Source organism: Aliiroseovarius sediminis (assembly GCF_022678485.1).
Lineage (GTDB): Bacteria > Pseudomonadota > Alphaproteobacteria > Rhodobacterales > Rhodobacteraceae > Aliiroseovarius > Aliiroseovarius sediminis.
This window is the reverse complement of sequence record NZ_JALBYP010000021.1, coordinates 278430-295683: the sequence shown is the minus strand read 5'-3', so window position 1 is coordinate 295683 and position 17254 is coordinate 278430. Positions and strand designations below refer to the sequence as shown.

Below are 17254 nucleotides of genomic sequence, written 5' to 3'. Positions count from 1 at the left end.
GGAAAACCGCGCCCGAAGCGCCTATTGCACCATCATGCACAAAAGCTCGAACATGATCGAAGCGCCCAGATAAGCCGTCGCGCCCGAGGCATCAAACGGTGGCGAAACCTCGACCAGGTCTGCGCCGACGATCTTTACGCCCTGAAGCGCGCGCACAACCTCGATCGCCTGAAAAGAATTCGGGCCACCGATCTCGGGCGTGCCGGTGCCGGGGGCAAAGGCGGGGTCCACGAAGTCGATGTCATAGCTGACATAGGTATCACCGGTGCCGACGATGCCGCGCGCCTCTTCCATTACGTCAGCGACGCCGCGGGTGTGGAATTCCTCGATCGGGATAACGCGGATGCCGACGTTTTGGGCGAAGTCGCGATCCTCGTTGTCATAGGCGGTGCCCCGAATGCCGATCATCACCACGCGGGCGGGGTCAAGCAGCCCCTCCTCGACCGCGCGGCGAAAGGGGGTGCCGTGGGTGAACATCGTGCCGTCAAAATAGGAATGGTATAGATCAGTGTGGCTGTCGAAATGAACCATGCCAAGGGGCGCGTCCTTGGCCAGCGCGCGCAGTATCGGCAGCGTGCACAGGTGATCGCCGCCGCCCGTCAGCGGACGAATGCCTGCCGTATGCACCCGCTCGTAAAACCGCTGCATCCGCTGCAAACTGTCCATCACGTCGGCGGGGTTCGGGGCCACATCGCCCAAATCGGCGCAATTCGCGACCTCGAACGGGCGGATGCCGGTCGCCCCATTTTGCGCGCGGATCATGGTGGACATATCGCGCAACTGGCGCGGGCCATGGCGCGGGCCGGGCCGGTTCGTGGTGCCGCCATCCCAAGGCGCACCGATCAGCCCGATCTGCACCTCGTTGAATCTTGGATGGTCGAAATCGACATGGGGCAGGCGCATGAAGGTCGGCACCCCGGCAAAGCGCGGCAGATCAAACCCCGACACAGGGGTGAAGAACGGATCGGACATGGCGAAGCTCCCTTTCAGTCTTGGGGAAGGCTATCGCCAGAATGGTGGCGCGTCACGCCTCCAGTTCCGCGTCCCAATACAGAAAATCCATCCAGCTGTCGTGCAGATGGCCGGGCCGAAAACGCCGGCCCATATTGCGCAGTTCGGCGGCGGCCGGTTGGCGCGGGGGGCGGCGCAGGGTCAGGCCCGAATGCCGCAGGGGTTTGGACCCCTTGCGCAAATTGCAACGCTGACAGGCGGCCACGACATTTTCCCAGCTGGTGACGCCCCCGGCGGCCCGTGGCACAACATGATCGAAGGTGAGATCGCCTTTTGCGCCGCAATATTGGCAGCAGAATGCGTCCCTCAGAAACAGGTTGAACCGCGTGAAAGCCACGCGCTTTTGCGGTTTCACATAGTCTTTCAAAACGACGACCGAGGGGATGCGAATTTGAACCGACGGGCTGCGCACGACCTCGTCATATTCCGCCAGGATTGTGACCCTGTCCAGCACGGCGGCTTTCACGGCCTCCTGCCACGGCCATAACGATAGCGGGTAGTAGGACAAGGGTTGATAATCCGCATTCAGCACCAGCGCCGGGTTGGTCTTCCCGCCACCTTCGCGCACGAAGTTAGTCCTGAAGTCGCCGTCCATCTCGTATCAAATCCTCACCCGTATATGTCTTGTGTCGACCTATCGGGGGCGGGGACACCCGCCCCTTTCTGATAAGCTGACTATATATAGGTGAGCGCAGCTGACAACCCCCATGATCTGGGGGCTTCACTGGGTTTATTCGGCCTTCACGGCGGGCGCGATGCCCAGCTTATCCTGAATAAAGCTCAGCGCGACCGACAGCCCGTCCATCGCGATCCCATGCCCGGTGCCCTTCATGACGAAGCCGTAGGTTTCAAACCCTGCCGCCTGCAAAATCTCGCCGCTTTCCGAGAAGTGGCCGGGCGGTACCATGTCATCCTGATCCCCATGAACCAGCAGCACAGGCGGCTTTGACTTCACGTGATCGGGAAACTGGTCGGGCTCCAGCATCCGACCTGAAAACGCGATCAGACCGGCAACCGGCTCGTCCCGGCGCGGCAGCACACGCAGTGCCATCATCGTGCCTTGTGAGAACCCGAAAACAATGAGTTGCGAGGGGCTTATCCCTTCATCCTCAAGCACTTGATCAAGAAAAGCGTCGATATCTTGCGCTGCTTGATTGGCGCCCTTCATGCTGTCTTCTTCCGACGATCCGTCCAGCCAAGGAATCGGAAACCATTGAAAGCCCATCGGGTTTCCCGCGCATTTCTCGGGTGCGTCCGGAGCGATGAACGTGGTGTCGGGCAGATGCTCAGACAGCGGGTCGGCCAAGCCCAGAAGGTCCGCCCCATCCGCGCCGTATCCATGCAGGAACACGACCACCGATTTGGTCGTTGCCGATGCGGCCTCGCGCCGTTTCACATCCAGTATTCGGTTCATCAGCGGATCCCTTCGCGTTGCTTTTCCACCCGGTAATAGGCCCATAGAAGCCGGGCCGCAACGCCCCTCCACGGCGACCACGGCGCAGCAAGGGCGCGCATCGCCGGATCATTGGGGCGGTCGGGCAGGTCAAACAGCAGGCGCGTGGCCTCTTGCAGGGCAAGATCGCCTGCTGGGAAGATGTCGGCGCGGGCCAAGGCGAACAGGGCATAGATCTCGGCGGTCCAAGATCCGATGCCCGGTACAGCGGTCAGGGTGGCGATCACCTGATCGGACGGCGCGCACCGCAGCGCGGGGTAATCCAGCCCTGCCCCAGCCAATGCCTGCGCATAGCGGACCTTGGGTCGCGACAGGCCCAACGCGGCCAGATCCTCAGGCTGGGCGTCTGCAACGGCGGCGGGCGTGGTCATCCCCGCACCCTCGACCCGCGCCCAGATCGCTGCCGCCGACGCGGTCGAGACCTGTTGACCCACGATTGCAAAAAGAAGCGCGGCGAACCCGTCGTCACGAAGGCGAAGCGGGATATCGTCGATCTGATTCATGACCGTCGCGAACCGAGGTTCGGTTGCGCATAGCCAATCCGCGCCTTCCGCAAGGCAGGCAGACCCGTGAATCAGGCGCTCTGTCTGGACAACCATGTCAGGGCCTCTTGCACGGTTTGGGCATGGTCGCAATCCATCATTACAGGGCGATCCAGCAACGCCACAGGTCGCCCCAAGGCACGCGCTGCGTCAAGGATCGCCCGCGCTGGACCACCTGAATTTTTGCTCACAACCCATTCAATAGAATATGTTTTTAAGAGCCGCAATTCATAAGCGAGCACGAAGGGCGGCTGCCCGATAATCCAGCCACCGTCAAAGGGAAAGGGCTCATCGGTGCGATCTGCGCGACGACAAAACAGCGTGCGCCCCGACGCTAGGTCGGCCCATTTGTCCAGGGCTGCGGCCTCGGTCGACAAAAATACCCGCGCTTTCTTGGGGATCAGCTTGGCGATGTCCGCTTCGGACGCGGCGCTGTGCCACAAATCGCCATCCTGCGCCTGCCACATAGGGCGCAAAACGCGCAGGTATGGCAGCTTCAGGCGGCGCGCAATCGCAAAGCTTCGGGCGGAAATCTTAGCGGAAAACGGCGGTGTTGCGTCGATCACCGCATCAAACCCGCCATCACGTAAAAACCGTTCGTGCGAGACCTCGCCCCCGAACCCCCCGCGCCGGGTCGGAATGGGAAACGTACGGGACGCATTATCGACCCCGACAAGTGACGCCACCGCCTGCGCGCCGTCCGAGGCAAGCCGGTCGGCGATGGCCCGGGCTTCGGGCGTGCCAGCCAGAAGCAAGGTCTTCACGTCAACCGCGCGATGACCGCGCCCTTTTGGTTCATCATTCGACAGGCCGGCAAACCGCCACACCGCGCCAATGTGCTTTGCCGAGGCATATCAATCTGTTGGGGTCCGTTATTCATTCTCGTACAACCGAACCTCGATACTGTCGGGACTGCCCTATCACAATACCAATACCTCTGCGAATATGCGCGAACCAGATCAAAAGCCGACGATAAGCTGACCGTCCATCAACAAATTCCCCAGAATAGCCCCCGGTATCAAGTATAGTGTCATTCCATAGGCCAGAAAGCGCCTGCAGCGCAGCAGACCCGGTCACCATTTTCGCGATTAGGCGCTTTTCGCCGTCAGGCGCCCGGTGCATAAGAAGACATGATCGACTCGCCCCCCTTTACCCCGCCCCCTTTGCCGGGCCGTGACTGGCCGCAGATGCAGCCCGGTTGGGTCTGGCTGTGTGGTGCCGGGCCCGGCGATCCAGGGCTGTTGACCTTGCACGCCATCAACGCGCTGGCGCAGGCAGATGTCATTGTGCATGACGCGCTGGTTGCGCCGGAAATCCTAGGTTGGGCCAATCCGAACGCCGAGGTCATCCGTGCGGGGAAACGCGGCGGGCAGCCATCAGCCAAACAACGCGACATCTCGCTTCAATTGATTGATCTTGCGCGCGCGGGTCGCAAGGTGCTGCGCCTGAAAGGCGGCGATCCTTTCGTCTTTGGCCGTGGTGGCGAGGAAGGGCAAAGCCTTGTGCAACACGGCGTGCCGATCCGCATCATCCCCGGCATCTCGGCCGGGATTGGTGGACTGGCCTATGCGGGCATTCCCGTCACCCACCGCGACGTCAATCAGGCGGTCACTTTCGTGACCGGCCACGACCATTCCGGTAACACGCCGGGCGGGCTGGATTGGGGCGCAATCGCGCGTGGGTCACAGGTGATCGTGATCTATATGGGCATGAAGCATCTGGACCGGATTCGCTCCGCGCTGATGAAGGCCGGACGCACGCCCGATGAGCCTGTCGCAATCGCCGCCAACGCCACGACAGACGATCAGCACGTGCTGGAAACCACCCTTGCCACCTGTGTCGAGGATGCAGCACGCGACGGGATCGGTGCGCCCGCAATCATCTGCGTGGGCCGGGCCGTTCTGATGCGTCAGGCGCTGGACTGGCAGGCGATGGCCGCAGGACAAGCCCCGCGCAACGCTGATCCGCTGAACCTTGGCCGCCCGGCCGAGGATCTTTGACACCCACACCCCGCGAGGTGAACGCAACCTGATGGCCAATCCAATGCCACGTTGCGGCTGGACTTTTCCATCTGGTCAAATCCTCACGTCACATATACGGATATCCGCATGAGTGACGCGATCCCATCCCCCGCCCCAGCCGACCACGCCCGCGCCAAGCGCAACGTGACCATACTTGTGCTGGCACAGGCGCTTCTGGGCGCGCAAATGCCAATGATTTTCACCATGGCCGGGTTGGCGGGGCAATCGCTGGCGTCCAACCCGTGCTGGGCGACACTTCCAATTTCGCTGATGGTCGGCGGGTCGATGGTGTTTGCCAACCCCGTGGCTTGGGTCATGCAGACCTACGGTCGCCGCGTGGGCTTCTGGTTGGGCACCGCAGGCGGCTCGACGGGGGCTGCGATCAGTGCCTACGCTCTGACTCAGGCGGATTTCGGCATCTTCCTGATCGGTTCGTTCCTGATGGGCCTGTATCAATCCGCGCAGGGATTTTATCGCTTTGCGGCTGCCGATACGGCCTCGGCCGAGTTTCGGCCCAAGGCGATCTCCTATGTGATGGCAGGCGGGCTTGCGTCAGCGGTTATTGGCCCGCAACTGTTCAACGCGACAAATGATGCGATGGTTGTGCCGTTTCTGGGTGCCTACCTGACAATCATTGTCATCAACTTCTTGGGATCATTCCTGTTTCTGGCATTGGACATCCCCAAACCGCCCAAACCACATGCAGACGATCCCAGAGGCCGCACCCGGCGCGAGCTTTTGCGCGACCCGGTGATTGCTGTCGCAATCATCTGCGGGATGGTATCTTACGCGCTTATGAATCTTGTCATGACCTCGACCCCCCTGGCGGTGGTCGGTTGCGGGTTTGAAACCGATATGGCTGGCAATGTCGTCACCGCGCACGTTTTGGCCATGTTCGTACCCAGCTTTTTCACCGGCCATCTGATCGCCCGTTTCGGCACCCGCAAGGTAATCGCCACCGGGCTGGCAATCCTGGGGCTGGCGGGCGTCGTCGCCCTGCAAGGCGTCGAGTTAGAAAACTTCTTCATCGCCCTGATCCTTCTTGGCATCGGCTGGAATTTCGGCTTCATCGGCGCGACCTCGATGCTGGCAGGCGCACACGCGCCCGAGGAACGCGGCCGCGTACAAGGCATGAACGACATGATCGTTTTCGGCTGTGTGACCATCGCATCTCTGGCCTCGGGCGGTCTGATGAACTGCTCGGGCGGATCGACGGTCGAGGGCTGGAACGCCGTCAACATCGCCATGGTACCGTTTCTGGCCTTGGCCGGTGCGTCGCTGATCTGGCTCATGTTACGCCCGCAGGATGATGTGGCGTGAGAGACCGTTGACAAAAGTGTTATCACGCGAATAAGCATGAACTGAATACACGACGCCCAACTTGGACCATGAGTTGAGAGAAAAACTGCGGTAAAGTCGAGTCAGTTTCGTCAGGTAAGCCATTGATATAAGAATAGTATCTGATGTTGAGAATAACCAGCAAGCGGCTTTACTTTTGGATCGCCATCGTTTTCGCCACGAACATGATATTGCTTGCGACAACCCGCGCAACGCTCGATCTATCGGTTCTGATCACCTACCTTCTTTGGTGTTTCTTCTTCGGATTGCTGTTCTGCGGAAGTGTCTGGATGGCAAGACACTGGGGCGACAATCGTTTGTGCCTAACTGTCATTGCGTTCTTGGAAGGACTGTTCTTCCTGAAACTTGTCTGGCTGAACGTGCGCCTTCTAAACCATCTGACAATGATGATCCCGTTTCCTTTTCAGGACGAGGTTTTATCCTCATGGGACCGCTATTTCGGCCTGAACTGGCTTGCCTATTTTGAATTCGTACACGAGCGCCCTATGTTGATCCAAATTCTGGATGGCGGTTACACCTCGCTGACTTCCCTCAGCATCGCCGCGCTTCTGGGTCTTATATTGATGGCCCGATTTGACCGTGCGCGATACTTCACCGAGACATTCTTTGTAACAGCGATCATCTGCATCGTGTTCGGCGCAACCATGCCGGCCCTTGCCGCAGTTGCCCATTACATTCCCAATCCCGCCGCATATCTCAATTTTGACGAGACGCCGGGCGTTTATCATCTTGAGCATTTCCAGACATTGCGCGCCGAGGCCGGACCGATCGCTTTGCATCTGAACCGCCTTCCCGGCCTCGTGACATTTCCCTCATTTCACACGGCCGCAGGTATCCTGCTTTGCGCCGCCTATTTCCGCACATTCCTGTTTCTGCCAGTGCTTGGATACACGGTAGTTATGATCGCATCGACGCCGGTCTTTGGCGGCCACTATTTCGTGGATATCTTCGCAGGTGCTGCGGTTGCTTTGGTTGTCGCCTTCGTATTTGCACGAGCGCCAAGTACACTGGCCAGCCCACAACAGACAGCCGTGGGTTAAGCGATATCTTGAGGCTAGCGGACAGGTAAGCGCTAAAACGGCGTTATCACCCCACCCGACCCTTCCGCCCGCCGCGCCGCTTGGGCGTCTTTGCCTCTTCCAACGCCAACCCCAGCACTTGCGTCATCGGGTGATCCGGTTCATCGGTGCCGTAGTGGTCCAACAGCGCCCTTATCCGGTCGCTCTGGGTCATTTCGTGGTCATCGAACAGCGCCCAGTCCAGGAAGATGGACCGGCATTCCTCGATCCTGATGCCGTCGATCCGGTAGCTTTCGCGGATCAAACCGCGCGGGTCGATGGTGGTGATGAGGTCCGTCATGATGGCTCCTTGTTTATTTGGACCGCGGTCGTCATGCCGGGGGCGAGGCCAACACTTTGTCGATGGCACGGGCTGCGGCGCGAGCTTTGCTTTCCAGTTCTTCGACCAACGCTTCTCCGGTTTTCGCGCCCGTTTCACGCAAAAGCAAATCCTGCCCGCCGGTTCCCAACGCGTCAAGGTCCAACGGGCCTTCCGATAACAGTTTTGACACAGCTTGAAGGCGCCACATCAGGTCGTGACTATCGGCCATTGCGCGGCCCTGCGCGGCGGTAAACCAGCCCGATGCAACCCCATGGGCAATCTGCGACGCCGGATCGCGTGCGGCGTCAGACGACAAAAGCGCCACCGCTTGCACAACCAACTCGACGTCTTGCAAATGACCTGCACCCAGTTTGGCGTCCAGCGTTCCGCCGCCGGTCTTGGTCTCGGCGATGCGACTGCGCATGTCGATCACATCGGCCAAGATCTTCGCCGGGTCGCGGTCGAACTTCATGACCTCAGCGCGGGCGGCATCAAAGGCGGTGGCAACGCTGGCAGAACCAGTGATGACGCGGGCGCGGGTCAGGGCCAGATGCTCCCATGTCCAGGCTTCGTCTTTTTGATAGGCGCGGAAACTGTCAATTGAGGTTGCAACCGGCCCTTGCCGGCCCGAAGGTCGCAAGCGCATGTCGACCTCATAGAGCCGCCCTTCGGCCATCGGGGCGGACAGCGCGGTCAGGAACGCTTGGGTCAGGCGCGCATAATAGGCGCGGGGCGCAAGGGGGCGGCGGCCTTCCGACGCCTCTTCCCCCCGAGGGTCGTAGATCACGATCAGGTCCAGATCAGACGCTGCGGTCAGGGTACGCGCACCCATGGATCCCATGCCGATGATCGCCGCCCCTGCCCCCGGCGGGACGCCATGTTTGGCGGCGAAGTTGTCCACCACCACGGGCCAAAGCGCGCGGATCACCGCATCGGCCAGATCGCTGTATTGCATCCCGGCTTCCCCAGCCGGGATCAGCCCGCGCAGCAGGTGGACACCGATGCGAAAATGCCATTCCTTCATCCACCGCCGGGCTCCGTCCAGCCGCGCCTCGTAATCAGGTAGCTTAGTCAAACGGGTGGACAATTCGACCTCAAGCGCGGTGACACCGGGCCAATCCTCAAAGAACCCGCCACCGATCACCGCGTCCAGCACCTGTGCGTTATGTCCCAGATAAGCAGCAAGCGCTGGGGCCGTGGCGGCGATATCGACGATCAGATCCACCAGCGTGGGGTTGGCTTCGAACAACGAAAACAACTGCACCCCCGCTGGCAGGCGCTTCAGGAACCCGTCAAACTGGATCAGCGCATCGTAAGGCTTCGGCGCATCGGCCAGACGGGTCAGAAGCTCGGGTTTCAACCGTTTGAATATACGCACAGCGCGGGTTGACCGCAGGCAGGGATAGGTCGTCCAGCGGCTGACGATTTCGGCCTCGTTTTCGGTTAGCGCGCGGCTGTCGGGGGCGTCGTCGTCAGGGGCAAAGAATCCTTCGGTCACGCTGTGAACCTGGCTTAATGCGGCGTGCAAGCGGGATTTAAGCGCGGCGGTGTCGCCTTCCCCCATCATGCGCGCCAGCCGGTCAAAGCCTGCGTCGGTCGAGGGCAAATCATGAGTTTGTGCGTCGCGTAACATCTGGACGCGATGTTCGACCTCGCGATGGTCACGATAATGACGGGTCAAAATCTGCGCCACGTCCTGCGGCACCCAATCTTTTTCAGCAAGCGCCGCCAGCCCATCCACCGTGCCGCGCACCCGCAGGGTTTCGTCCCGCCCGCCCGCGATGATCTGGCGGGTCTGAGTGAAGAACTCGATCTCGCGAATGCCGCCGCGACCCAGTTTCATATCGTGTCCGGGTAACGTGATATCGCCGTGAAGTCCCTTATGTTCGCGGATGCGCAGGCGCATGTCGTGGGCGTCCTGAATGGCGGCAAAGTCCAGATGCTTGCGCCAGATAAAGGGGCGCAGTCGGGTCAGATATGCCTGCCCCGCCGCGATATCCCCCGCGCAGGGCCGGGCCTTGATGTGGGCGGCGCGTTCCCAAGTGCGGCCAAGGCTTTCATAGTAACGCTCGGCGGCCTCCATCGACACACAGACGGGCGTGACCGCCGGATCGGGGCGCAGACGCAGGTCGGTCCGAAAGACATAGCCATCGGCTGTCAACTCGGACAGCATTGCGCTCATCTTTCGGGTGGCGCGGACGTGGCTGGCGCGGGCGTCGTGGAAATCTGACCCTTCGAACTTGCTGTCGTCAAACAACATGATCAGGTCGATATCCGAGCTGTAATTCAGCTCATGCGCGCCCATCTTGCCCATCGCCAGCGCGACCAGACCGCCTGCGGAGGCGATGTCGTCTTGCGTCATGCCGGGCAGTTTGCCGCGCCGGATTTCCTGGGCCACCTGAAACTGCATCGCCGCACCCGTGGCGCGGTCGGCCAGATCTGTCAACGCGCCCGTGACCTGTTCCAGCGTATATACGCCCGCCAGATCGGCCAGCCCCGCCAACAAGGCGATCCGCTGCTTGGCGATGCGCAAGGTGACGCGCAGGACGCTGTCGCTGTCGGCCTCTGGCGTGACTTTGGCCAGCACCTTGGCAATCGCATCCTCGGGCGCAGCAGATAGGGCGTCGCGCAACCAGTCGGCCTGTGTTTCCATCAACCCTTTCAGATATGGCGCGCACCCGGCCGTGCCCACCAGCACCTCGCGCACCTCAGCCGGTTGATCGGCAAACAGCGTGTCGATCTCGGCGGCGGGGTCGGCCTCGAACGGGATGGGGGTGCGGGTAATGCGGGCGGCGAAGGGGCTGTGACTCATGGTTGCAAATTGCGCCGCACGACGGGGCGGGTCAACTGGCATCATTGATTTACGACACATCGGGCTGCGCTTGCACGGGTGGCGTAATGAGCTAACGTCGCGAGGGTTAAACAGACGAAAGGAACGCGCCCATGTCAAAAAGCCTGAAACGCGTGCAGGCCGACCTGATCGACCTTGGCATTGACACCTCGGTACACGAGATGGAACAAGGCACCCGCACCGCAGAAGATGCCGCCCGCGCGGTCGGTTGTCACGTCGACCAGATCGCGAAATCTATCATTTTTCGCGGCGAAGACAGCGGCCATGTGATCCTGTTTCTGACCGCCGGCGGCAATCAGGTGGATGCGGCCAAAGGCTCGGCCTTGGTGGGCGAGGTGTTGGGCAAGGCTGACGCGCAATTGATCCGCGCCGAAACCGGATTTGCCATCGGTGGCGTGTCCCCCGTTGGGCTGATCCGTCCGGTACGCGCCTTTTTTGATCCACGCCTGATGGAGTTTAGCGAGGTCTGGGCGGCGGCAGGCACGCCGCGACACGTTTTTGCCGCCCCGCCTGTCGTATTGGTCAACGCCTGTGGTGCCCAGCGAGGTGATTTCGTAGCTGCATAAAGCTTGCAGATGCAAGCAATATCGCGTAGCTTGCATCTGCAACTTACAGCCAATCGTCCAATCCTCGGACCGCCGAATCAACAGGAGCCACCATGACCCGCTATCATCCCGCCCTTGCCGCCTTGCACTGGGTTCTTGCCGGACTGATCATCGGCGCGCTTGTTATGGGCAGTCAGGTGTTGGCCGCACTGCCCAATGACAGCCCCGACAAGATGTTCAGCCTGCGCGCCCATATGACGGTGGGCTTGGTAATCGGCGCGCTGATGATCTTGCGTTTGGGTACTCGGCTGACAACACAGCACCCGCCCAAAGCCGATGCGGGCAACCGACTTTTGAACAGCGGCGCACGGGCCGCGCATTGGGGGCTTTATGTGTTGGTTTTTCTGATGGTGGCCAGCGGCATCGGAATTTCGATAACCGCGGGGCTGCCCGATATTGTCTTTGGCGGGTCGGCCGACCCCCTGCCCCAAACCTTCGATGATCTGGCACCGCGGGTGGCCCATGGCGTCATCTCAAAGTTGCTTCTACTTACGATTCTGGCCCATATTGCGGGCTGGCTGTATCATCAGTTTGTGCTGAAAGACGGCCTGATCCGCCGCATGTGGTTTGGGAAACGCCACTGATCGCAGCTTCTGTCGCGCCTGAAAGCCGTCCACAAGGACGGCTTTTTTTGTTTCTAAGCAAAGAGATGTCAAAAAAATGTAAAAAACATTCACATTAAACCTTGATGTGAACCGCCAAATACCCACATCTTACCCATGTGAATGGCATTCACATTAAAGCAACCAACGGAGATCAACCATGAACACCGCCGCACAAACCGAGTTTCCCGCCGCACCCCGCGGCTGGTTTTCGCGAAGCGAGGCATGGCTGGACGAACGCGGCAAAGGCGCGTGGATCGCGGTCATGGTCATCAGCTTCATCTTCTTCTGGCCCCTTGGGCTGGCGATCCTTGCCTATCTGATCTGGAGCAAACGCATGTTTTCGAAATCCTGCAGCCACCGCCGATCAAACGACAACACCGCATGGAAAGACGCGCGCTATGCCCGTCGTCATGGGTTCTCGACATCGGGCAACACTGCGTTTGACGCCTATAAGGCTGAAACGCTACGCCGCCTGATGGACGAACAGGAAGCGTTCGAAGCGTTCCTTGAGCGTCTGCGCGCCGCCAAGGATAAGTCAGAATTCGACCAATTCATGGACGAACGCGCAACCGCCGCCCAATCGGCACGCGAACAGGCCTATGACACGGATAACGTCGATCCGGGCGCAGACGATGTTGAGGTTCTGGATGAACCAGCCAAGGGCACAGACAAGACCTCGTAAATGCATCGCTGTTACCTATATAAGCGACAGCCCACCCGGCCCCTATCTTGGGCCGGGTTTCTTGCCAGACGAACAGAACACAGGACCGACCATGTCTGATTTCCCACACGCGTTTCACAGCGATACAAGCGGGCGCGCGCGCTATTGGGGGCTGCCCGACCCAGAAACGCAGGCTGAGTTTTATCGGGATGTCACGATCAAACGGCTGCTGGCTTGGCTGATTGACGTGGTTCTGATCGTCGCAATCTGCATTCTGGTCAGCCTGCTGACCCTTGGCGTGGGTTTCTTTTTGTGGGGTATCATCTATCTGGCGGTTAGCTTCATTTATCGGGTCACCACGCTCAGCAGCAAATCCGCAACCCTAGGCATGCGCCTTACAGCGATCGAACTGCGCACCCATCGCGGGCAACGTTTTGACCGGGGCACGGCGGCGCTTCACACGCTGGGGTATTTCGTGGCGATGTCGACCTTCGTTCTTCAAGCGATCTCGATCGTGATGATGTTCACGACACCCCGCGGTCAGGGGTTGGGCGATATGGTGCTGGGAACCGCTGCTGTGAACCGAGCAGCGGGCCAGTGATCGGACGGTTGGCGGCGGGTTGGATTCACCTTCTCGTCTCGCGCCCCTTGCCCGACCTGCTTCGTCGCGCTAACGTTCGTTCATCCGCACCAATCTGATACCCCAATGCGTCACACCCTTCCGCTTGCTCCTCAATTCTATGTCACCGCGCCGCAGGAATGCCCGTATCTTGACGGGCGCATGGAGCGCAAGCTGTTCACGGCGTTGCAAGGCGAACATGCCTCTACCCTGAATGACTCTCTGTCCAAACAGGGATTTCGACGGTCGCAGAATGTACTGTATCGCCCGTCCTGTGCGGACTGCTCGGCTTGTCTTTCCGCCCGCATTCGCGTCGCGGATTTTGCACCGACCAAGGGCCAGCGCCGCACCATGCGCCGCAACGATGATCTGGAACGACGCGCCCGATCGCCTTGGGCCAGCGAAGAACAATATGAACTGTTCCGTCGCTATCTTGATACCCGCCACGCCGATGGCGGTATGGCTGACATGGACGTGTTCGAATTTGCCGCCATGATTGAAGAAACGCCGATCAAAAGCCGCGTCATCGAATATTCCGAACGCGGCGCAAGCCAGCAGCCGGGGGACGAGCCCGCCGGCCCCTTGCGCGCCGTCTGCCTGACCGATGTTTTGGATGACGGGCTGTCGATGGTCTATTCCTTCTATGACCCGGACCGGGTCAAAACCTCGCTTGGCACGCATATGATCCTTGATCATATTCAGATCGCGCGCGAGGCCGGTCTGCCCTATGTCTATTTGGGATATTGGGTGCCGGGCAGCCCAAAAATGGATTATAAATCCCGCTTTTCCGGGCTTGAGATCTATCGCAACGGCGAATGGACCCTGCTTCGCGCCGGGGAAGACTACGACGCCGAGCTGCACCCCCTGTCCACCGCCCCCATTGCCCAGCAGGTTGCCAACATCACTCTTCCCGACGCGGCCGGGTCATCGGGCAACCAAAGCTAACACCACCCCTAGCCGAATGAAACCACTAGGAATCGGTCCTGTATTTGCAAAAATTGCGCTGCCATGCACCAAAAAGACTGAAAGTTACAATTTTTTTGACCCTGCGACACTTTATTCACCCTTTTCGCGGTTGACGCCCCCTTTTGTCGCTCATAATGTCGCGCCCATGTCAGCAAAACGCCCGTTCGGGCAAGGCAAAGGAAAAGTTGCAGTGGGCAGCATCCTCGTACTTGTAGAGAAATGGCGCATGGGCCGGTAACGGAACCATATTGGATCCCCATGCGCCCCCGAAAATCGGGGGCTTTTTTGTGAATAACGCACGTGGAACGGAGAGAGTGATGACACGTCAGATGACCGGAGCGAAAATGGTGGTACAAGCCCTGAAGGATCAGGGTGTCGACACGGTATTCGGCTATCCGGGGGGCGCAGTCCTGCCGATCTATGATGAGATTTTTCAGCAAAACGACATTCGCCACATCCTTGTCCGTCACGAACAGGGCGCGGTCCATGCCGCCGAAGGCTATGCGCGTTCCACCGGCAAGCCGGGCGTCGTTCTGGTGACATCTGGCCCAGGTGCCACCAACGCAGTCACCGGGTTGACAGATGCCCTGCTGGATTCCATTCCGATCATTGTCCTTACCGGACAGGTTCCGACCTTCATGATCGGCACGGATGGCTTTCAGGAAGCCGACACCGTGGGCATCACCCGCCCCTGCACCAAGCACAACTGGCTGGTGAAAGAGACCGACAAACTGTCCGATGTCATCCATCAGGCTTTCCACGTCGCCACACAGGGCCGTCCCGGTCCGACACTGGTCGACATTCCGAAAGACGTGCAGTTTGCAACCGGCAAATACACCCCGCCCGCGAAGGCCGAAACCCATCACTACACCCCACAGGTGCGCGGCGATATCGACGCGATCACCGAATTGGCTGCCGCGATGGAGACCGCGAAACGGCCGATCTTCTATACCGGCGGCGGTGTGATCAACTCGGGCCCAGAGGCCTGCCAATTGCTGCGCGAACTGGTGGATGCGACGGGCTTTCCCATCACCTCGACCCTGATGGGGCTGGGCGCTTATCCGGCGTCGGGCAAACATTGGTTGGGTATGTTGGGGATGCACGGGCTTTATGAAGCCAACATGGCGATGCATGACTGCGATCTGATGATCTGCGTCGGCGCGCGGTTTGATGACCGGATCACCGGGCGGCTTGACGCGTTCAGCCCCGGTTCGAAAAAGGCGCATATCGACATTGATCCCAGCTCCGTCAACAAGGTGATCCATGTGGATATCCCGATCATCGGTGATGTTGGCTATGTGCTTGAGGACCTTCTGAAAATCTGGAAAGCGCGCGGGCGCAAGACGCATGCCGACGGGCTGGCTGACTGGACAAATAAGATCAATGAATGGCAGGCACGCGACTGTCTGGCCTATCAGGGCAGCGACAAGGTAATTCAACCACAATACGCGATGGAACGGCTTGAGGCCCTGACAAAAGACAAAGACCGTTACGTTGCCACCGAAGTGGGCCAACACCAGATGTGGGCCGCGCAATTCATGGGCTTTGAAGGTCCGAACCGCTGGCTGACTTCGGGCGGGTTGGGCACGATGGGCTATGGCCTGCCCGCGTCACTGGGCGCACAGATCGCGCACCCTGACGCGTTGGTCATCAACGTGGCAGGTGACGCAAGCTGGCTGATGAACATGCAGGAAATGGGCACCGCCGTTCAGTTCCGCGCGCCCATTAAGCAGTTCATCCTGAACAACGAACGCTTGGGGATGGTACGCCAGTGGCAAGAACTTCTGCACGGTGAACGATACAGCCAAAGCTGGTCGGAAAGCCTGCCTGATTTCGTGAAGCTCGCCGAGGCGTTCGGCTGCAAAGGCCGACAAGTGTCTGACCCCGCCGAACTGGACGATGCTATTCAGGAAATGCTGGATTACGACGGCCCGTTCATTCTGGATGTGCTTGTCGAAAAGCACGCAAACTGCTTCCCGATGATCCCGTCGGGCGAGCCGCATAACAAGATGCTTCTGGGCGAAGCCGAGACGCAGGGCGTCATCGGTTCCTCAGGCGCGACGCTGGTTTAAGGAGGGTCTGTAAATGTCTGCACTCAAGATCAAAAAAGGCTCGTCACGCAAATCGGCCTATGACCTGCGCGATCCCAATTCGGACGTGATCGAACGTCACACGCTGGCGATCGTGGTCGACAACGAAGCCGGCGTTCTGGCCCGCGTCATCGGGCTGTTTTCGGGCCGGGGCTATAATATCGAAAGCTTGACCGTGGCCGAAATCGACCACTTGGGCCACCTGTCGCGGATCACAATCGTCACCACTGGCACGCCGGCGGTAATTGAGCAGATCAAGGCCCAGCTGGGTCGGATCGTACCGGTACATGACGTTCATGACCTGACCGTCGAAGGCCCGTCGGTCGAACGTGAACTGGCCTTGTTCAAGGTCGAAGGGTCCGGCGACAAACGGGTCGAGGCGCTGCGCCTTGCCGACATTTTCCGCGCCAATGTGGTCGACTCGACCCTGGACAGTTTCGTGTTCGAGATGACAGGCACGACCGACAAGATCTCGGCGTTCTCAGAATTGATGCGCCCCTTGGGTCTGGTAGAGGTTGCGCGCACCGGGGTTGCCGCACTGTCGCGCGGGGCGACCGCTTGAACTGACAATTGGTTGAAACGAACGCGCCCGCCACGGTCGTGTGACGGGCGTTTGTGCGCAATCGTTGGAACCCTTCTGTCCTGCGTCGCAGGTCAGGCCACAACTCGCAACATCGGGCCAGCGGCAGGAGGGTCATAGTTCGCCAAGACCTTGGCCGGGTCTGTGCCCCCCATCACTACCGCAACCCCTTCGATCCGTCGGACGGTCCGAAAGCCGTTCTGCTCTTCGTAGCCAAACCGAATTTGGGCACCCCGGCCCAGCTTATGCACGCCTTCCGGGACGGCAACTTCTGGCCCGATATAAGCCAACGGCCCCTGATCCTCGCACCAGACCAAGCCAACGCTCTTATCGGCGTTATACCAAAGGATTATTCCCAACATCTGCTTCTCCACTTCTAGTGGTTAAAATACCGTTGGTATGTGGCAGAAACAGGGCGATTTTCTGCGACTGCGAAAAAAACGGCCGATCAAAACGATTTTCAGGACCAATTCAAGACGACTTTGCGTCGTTTTAAGGTCAGCGGTGCCCC

At 59.8% G+C, this 17254-nt stretch carries 18 protein-coding genes; 10 read left to right on the top strand and 8 right to left on the bottom strand.

Features of this window, described 5'->3' with window-relative positions:
- Nucleotides 1-21: 21 nt before the first annotated feature.
- The 5 genes from speB to MN186_RS03770 all read right to left on the bottom strand — a co-directional run bounded on the left by speB (nt 22) and on the right by MN186_RS03770 (nt 3770).
- Complete coding sequence (gene speB, locus MN186_RS03790; RefSeq protein WP_242111893.1) at nt 22-972, bottom strand: agmatinase; 951 nt, start codon at nt 970-972, stop codon at nt 22-24.
- Nucleotides 973-1024: 52 nt separating this feature from the next.
- Nucleotides 1025-1606, bottom strand: coding sequence for an HNH endonuclease (locus MN186_RS03785; protein ID WP_242111889.1), 582 nt, complete (start codon nt 1604-1606; stop codon nt 1025-1027).
- A gap of 135 nt (nt 1607-1741) precedes the next feature.
- On the bottom strand, nt 1742-2425 hold the full coding sequence (locus MN186_RS03780; RefSeq protein ID WP_242111887.1) for an alpha/beta hydrolase: 684 nt from the start codon (nt 2423-2425) through the stop codon (nt 1742-1744).
- Nucleotides 2425-3063, bottom strand: a complete 639-nt coding sequence (locus MN186_RS03775; RefSeq protein WP_242111885.1) for a DNA-3-methyladenine glycosylase family protein — start codon at nt 3061-3063, stop codon at nt 2425-2427. The genes MN186_RS03780 and MN186_RS03775 overlap by 1 nt, the downstream gene beginning before the upstream one ends.
- Entirely contained in the window at nt 3039-3770 is a 732-nt protein-coding gene (locus tag MN186_RS03770) for a precorrin-6A/cobalt-precorrin-6A reductase (protein WP_242111884.1), read from the bottom strand. Before MN186_RS03770 ends, MN186_RS03775 begins: the two co-directional genes overlap by 25 nt.
- A 366-nt stretch (nt 3771-4136) precedes the next feature.
- Between MN186_RS03770 and cobA the strand changes: the two genes are divergently transcribed.
- The 3 genes from cobA (at nt 4137) to MN186_RS03755 (ending at nt 7426) form a co-directional block, all read left to right on the top strand.
- Nucleotides 4137-5006, top strand: a complete 870-nt coding sequence (gene cobA, locus MN186_RS03765; protein WP_242111882.1) for a uroporphyrinogen-III C-methyltransferase — start codon at nt 4137-4139, stop codon at nt 5004-5006.
- A gap of 108 nt (nt 5007-5114) precedes the next feature.
- The gene (locus tag MN186_RS03760) at nt 5115-6347 is read left to right on the top strand and encodes an MFS transporter (protein WP_242111880.1); all 1233 of its coding nucleotides are present in this window, start codon (nt 5115-5117) and stop codon (nt 6345-6347) included.
- 143 nt (nt 6348-6490) lie between these two features.
- Complete coding sequence (locus MN186_RS03755; protein ID WP_242111869.1) at nt 6491-7426, top strand: phosphatase PAP2 family protein; 936 nt, start codon at nt 6491-6493, stop codon at nt 7424-7426.
- 46 nt (nt 7427-7472) lie between these two features.
- Here MN186_RS03755 and MN186_RS03750 read toward each other — a convergent pair whose 3' ends face one another.
- The gene (locus tag MN186_RS03750) at nt 7473-7745 is read right to left on the bottom strand and encodes a hypothetical protein (RefSeq protein ID WP_242111866.1); all 273 of its coding nucleotides are present in this window, start codon (nt 7743-7745) and stop codon (nt 7473-7475) included.
- Nucleotides 7746-7776: 31 nt separating this feature from the next.
- Entirely contained in the window at nt 7777-10578 is a 2802-nt protein-coding gene (locus MN186_RS03745; RefSeq protein WP_242111863.1) for a [protein-PII] uridylyltransferase family protein, read from the bottom strand.
- A 131-nt stretch (nt 10579-10709) separates the two neighbouring features.
- Between MN186_RS03745 and MN186_RS03740 the strand changes: the two genes are divergently transcribed.
- From MN186_RS03740 to ilvN, 7 genes are all read left to right on the top strand, one after another.
- Nucleotides 10710-11183 (top strand): YbaK/EbsC family protein, encoded by a 474-nt coding sequence (locus tag MN186_RS03740; protein WP_242111861.1) that lies wholly within the window; start codon nt 10710-10712, stop codon nt 11181-11183.
- A 92-nt stretch (nt 11184-11275) separates the two neighbouring features.
- Nucleotides 11276-11806 (top strand): cytochrome b, encoded by a 531-nt coding sequence (locus MN186_RS03735; protein WP_242111857.1) that lies wholly within the window; start codon nt 11276-11278, stop codon nt 11804-11806.
- 178 nt (nt 11807-11984) lie between these two features.
- Nucleotides 11985-12509: a DUF2852 domain-containing protein gene (locus tag MN186_RS03730; protein WP_242111846.1), complete on the top strand. Its 525-nt coding sequence runs from the start codon at nt 11985-11987 to the stop codon at nt 12507-12509.
- Between the two features lie 91 nt (nt 12510-12600).
- Nucleotides 12601-13089, top strand: coding sequence for an RDD family protein (locus MN186_RS03725; protein ID WP_242111843.1), 489 nt, complete (start codon nt 12601-12603; stop codon nt 13087-13089).
- Between the two features lie 105 nt (nt 13090-13194).
- On the top strand, nt 13195-14052 hold the full coding sequence (locus MN186_RS03720; RefSeq protein ID WP_242111839.1) for an arginyltransferase: 858 nt from the start codon (nt 13195-13197) through the stop codon (nt 14050-14052).
- 338 nt (nt 14053-14390) lie between these two features.
- Entirely contained in the window at nt 14391-16145 is a 1755-nt protein-coding gene (locus MN186_RS03715; RefSeq protein ID WP_242111835.1) for an acetolactate synthase 3 large subunit, read from the top strand.
- Nucleotides 16146-16158: 13 nt separating this feature from the next.
- Nucleotides 16159-16725 (top strand): acetolactate synthase small subunit, encoded by a 567-nt coding sequence (ilvN, locus tag MN186_RS03710; protein WP_242111825.1) that lies wholly within the window; start codon nt 16159-16161, stop codon nt 16723-16725.
- A 92-nt stretch (nt 16726-16817) separates the two neighbouring features.
- Here the strand turns inward: ilvN and MN186_RS03705 are convergent, their stop codons facing one another.
- Nucleotides 16818-17105, bottom strand: a complete 288-nt coding sequence (locus tag MN186_RS03705) for a hypothetical protein (protein ID WP_242111807.1) — start codon at nt 17103-17105, stop codon at nt 16818-16820.
- Between the last annotated feature and the right edge of the window lie 149 nt (nt 17106-17254).